The sequence below is a fragment of the Arthrobacter sp. SO3 genome (assembly GCF_020532825.1).
In the GTDB taxonomy this organism is placed as follows: domain Bacteria; phylum Actinomycetota; class Actinomycetes; order Actinomycetales; family Micrococcaceae; genus Arthrobacter.
This window is the reverse complement of the sequence record NZ_MQTS01000068.1, coordinates 1-3,479: the sequence shown is the minus strand read 5'-3', so window position 1 is coordinate 3,479 and position 3,479 is coordinate 1. Positions and strand designations below refer to the sequence as shown.

Below are 3,479 nucleotides of genomic sequence, written 5' to 3'. Positions count from 1 at the left end.
AAAAGACCCCGGACCCGCAAAATCCCCGCCAATCCGGGAAACCCGGCCAGCCCCCGAATCCCCATGTCAGGAGCCCTGGTACTGGGCGGGCGTGAATATCGCGGCAGGGTTACTCGGATCGTAGGCCAAGGGATTACATGCTTTATACAGGTCAGCGAGGCAATCTTCCAGTGCTGGAAGATCGGTAGTGCTGATTCCGCCCAGATGGGAAATGGCAGCCGCGTATGCGTCGTTGAATCGTTCTTTGTTGGTGCTCATGGGTTGTGGTTCCTTTCCGTTGGTTTGGTCCCCTCCCTTCTGTATCGGTTGAATCAGCCCGTATCTTCTGCCCACGGGAGCGCAGCCCTCATAAGGGCAACGGCGCGGTAATGATCGAACCGAGAAGTTTCTACTCTGATCGAACACACAGGCCCCCGTATTCATCAGGACTACGGACCCTTTGTTGTCCACATTTGTAGGCAGGACTGTCATCCTGTCCCTTTTTCGGAACCGTTCTCTAAGCTGCTTCCCGACCCCGAAAGGATCAGTCCTCCCTGCTGGCTTGTGGTTGCGCCCGTGATTGCATTGTCCTCGGAACGCATAAGCACCTTGAGAAGTCAATGATCCGTGCAGAACTGTTGCGGTTTCGATCCCAAATGATTTAGCCCCGCATAACCGCCCATATGCGGGCCTATATGCACCCTCTGTTGATAAGTCTGACCATCGCGCGACAATATCACAGAACCATAACCGTGCGCGCGGCTCCATTGACTGCAGCATGATTGCATGAAGCAATGTGCGACAGCTGCCTGCAGAGGTTTCGTACCCTTATTGACAGCCACGCAGCCACGATGGAAGTCCGGGACGGTATTTGGCATGGCAGAGCCGGGTGCTGGATTGGGTTGGGGCGTTCCCGCGTATCTAAATTTGAATGGTGATCGAGGGGCTACTGGCGTGAACTTCCCACCGAGTCTGGGTCGGAAACATCATCCACTGGGCCTATCTATGCCCCAGTCAGCCCGTCCGCTGGGCCGCTTCCTGCCCAGACGCGGGTGCCCACTGGCTCATGTTATGAGGGAACTCGGCTTATTCTTCCGGGTACCAATCGGCCCATCCTATGGGCCAAGTCCCATTTACTACCCGACCCATAGCGTGGGCCAGTGAATGCTTTACATGATTACGGTCGTTGGACCATAGTATGGGCCATCCATTCATACCCGCGGGCCCATACTATGGGTCCGTGACTGGCCCATAGTATGCGCCATAAAGGTAGAGAGAAAGATAAAGTGTGAGTTGGTTGGTTTTTGTAGGGCCGGGACCTTTGGCCTCTGGATTGGTTCTTTTCGAAAGAGAGAGGGAAAAAGAAGATTATCTGGAATACGACCCGGACGGCTGGCGAGGTACGGACTTTATAGTGTAAACATGTGTACCGCTTTTCAAACGATGATTTTTCGATAAATTGGGAACTAACATAGGGCGCGCAAGTTGGAGGTTCAGGTCAAGAAACACCGGGGTCGTCTCCCAACTAATCTTCCTTCAATCGAAATTCAAAAAAGCAAAAGACAAACCGAGCGCATGAAACATGCCATCATCCTATGAAGCAATCTCTTCTGTATGTATGCAAGGGAGAACGATGTTTTCCTCAAAAGATGCCTCAGACAAATGGGCGGCTGTACCGCAGTAAAGGCCACCTTGGTTCCTGACAGGCTACAAGGACTCCACACGCCCAATCCCCCACTCCTGTAATGACGCAGCCTTAGAGAGCCATCTTGGGCCTCGGGATTACAGAACCATCTGAACTATAACCACAGGGAATGTGTACATCTGAGAACACATGTTTTCACATGTAGTCTCCTCCCACTTCCAGTGTTCCGCGCCGAGGGACAGGAACGGTGGATGAGAGCGCCGAAAAATAGTGAGGAGTGAATCAAACTTTTGTGCCGATAGAGAGGGTAGTAGAAAAAATACCCCCCTACGGAAAGGCGCACCATGACACAGGCATCCCCGATAGAAAAACGAGCAGCGAGAGAGAACGCAGTGCTCTCCCCCGCGGCTTATGAATACGCGATGTTCGGAGCGAACGAGTTCGCTCACTGGATCATCGCCAACTCAGTTCTTAAAGGCACGACACGCAAAGCCGCACTGATCCTTGCACACGAATACAATCTAGTGAATACGACCGGCGGCTACACGGTCTATCTGGAACAGGGGCGGAGCGAACTCGCCGCCATTGTAGGTTGCCATGCGGGAAGCATCCAAGCGGCGAACCGCGCCATACGCAAAAGTGGCGAGTGGGAAATCATTGCCGGAACGGGAACCCGCGCAACTGTTTACCGTCCCAGCCAGCGCGTTATCGACGCCATCCTTGCAAACAGGATGGGCAAATAACACATGAATGCTATCCACCCCTCAAACGATGCCGACCTCCCAGAAAGCGTCCCCCCTACTTTATCGGCAGAACCACGCAAACTAAAAAGTTGGGAACTCCGCGACTATGTTGCCGAGTATCAGACATACTCAAGTCCCGGTGCGGCTCACATCGCTGCTCGTCTGGCATCACGCTACAACTCTAAAAAGGGCTACTCATACGAAACCCAGCGACAGATTGCCGACGCAACCGGATATACACGAAACGCTGTTGCTCAATATTTGAAGGAACTTGAAGCAACTGGTCTGTGGACATTTGTGCACGGCAAGCCCGGAACCGCTACACGCTACGCCCCGGTTGCTACTGAACTGAGTAGGGCGAAGAAGTTCATCGATTTCCGGCTGGCTGGCAGGCTGTCCGCGCTGCCGTTCCCCAAAGTTCCGAACTTCAGGCGTCCTACGAAGCAGGCTGGTCTAACCGGCTTTGCCAAGGTTTCGAGTGACGCCAAGAAGGCCCGCGACATCCGTGAAGCAGCGGAAGCCGCAATCCTTGAACCAGCAGCAGCAGAGAACAACACATCAGCAACTGAGACTGAGTATGAAATCAGTGCCTACACTCCGGATGACATGCCTGACTTTGGTTTTCCGGAAGAACCTGTTGATGACTACGCCGCGCCACTTGATACAAGCGATCCCTACATGCCACGCCCGTTAGTTGAAGCCGCCGAGCACTCAGCCACACTCACCACCACTACTAGCCGCCCCGTTGTCGTTATTGATGACGGATGCCCGTTCTAAGGAAGTTATGACGAACGAACTGTCCGAACAGGATCGAATCGCGCTCGAGAATCACATGGATGCCCAGAAGGAACGCCAAGCCGCACCGCTTGTTCCGTCAGGGCCAAAGGGGCTCTCTGAACAGGACCGTGCCCTTGTCCTCGCGGCGCAAGCAAAGCCCAAGGCTCCGGTCCGTATGACGGCTGCTGCCCTAGCAGCCCGAAACAATTCCCGCACCGCAGCCGCCAAAGAAGAAAGGCGACACGAGAACCAAATTGGCGAGTAGCGCTTGATGGTAGCGCGAGTCTGGACAGTTGGTAGCACGATTCCGGGAACACGGTAGCGCCCGCCCTGGT

Annotated in this window: 4 protein-coding genes; 3 read left to right on the top strand and 1 reads right to left on the bottom strand. The window is 54.3% G+C overall.

Translation table 11 applies throughout. From position 1 onward, the window contains the following. Window positions 1–66: 66 nt before the first annotated feature. Window positions 67–258 (bottom strand): hypothetical protein, encoded by a 192-nt coding sequence (locus BJQ90_RS07375; RefSeq protein ID WP_226759648.1) that lies wholly within the window; start codon window positions 256–258, stop codon window positions 67–69. Window positions 259–1,968: 1,710 nt separating this feature from the next. Between BJQ90_RS07375 and BJQ90_RS07370 the strand changes: the two genes are divergently transcribed. The 3 genes from BJQ90_RS07370 to BJQ90_RS07360 are packed head-to-tail and all read left to right on the top strand — an operon-like array spanning window position 1,969 to window position 3,409. Then, window positions 1,969–2,367 (top strand): hypothetical protein, encoded by a 399-nt coding sequence (locus BJQ90_RS07370; RefSeq protein WP_226759647.1) that lies wholly within the window; start codon window positions 1,969–1,971, stop codon window positions 2,365–2,367. A 3-nt stretch (window positions 2,368–2,370) separates the two neighbouring features. Continuing rightward, window positions 2,371–3,144, top strand: a complete 774-nt coding sequence (locus BJQ90_RS07365; protein ID WP_226759646.1) for a hypothetical protein — start codon at window positions 2,371–2,373, stop codon at window positions 3,142–3,144. Between the two features lie 7 nt (window positions 3,145–3,151). Further along, the gene (locus BJQ90_RS07360) at window positions 3,152–3,409 is read left to right on the top strand and encodes a hypothetical protein (RefSeq protein WP_226759645.1); all 258 of its coding nucleotides are present in this window, start codon (window positions 3,152–3,154) and stop codon (window positions 3,407–3,409) included. Window positions 3,410–3,479: the final 70 nt, after the last annotated feature.

Coding starts and splice junctions, on each gene's coding strand:
- BJQ90_RS07375 (WP_226759648.1), bottom strand. CDS start 258: ATGAGCACCAACAAAGAACGATTCAACGACGCATACGCGGCTGCCATT.
- BJQ90_RS07370 (WP_226759647.1), top strand. CDS start 1,969: ATGACACAGGCATCCCCGATAGAAAAACGAGCAGCGAGAGAGAACGCA.
- BJQ90_RS07365 (WP_226759646.1), top strand. CDS start 2,371: ATGAATGCTATCCACCCCTCAAACGATGCCGACCTCCCAGAAAGCGTC.
- BJQ90_RS07360 (WP_226759645.1), top strand. CDS start 3,152: ATGACGAACGAACTGTCCGAACAGGATCGAATCGCGCTCGAGAATCAC.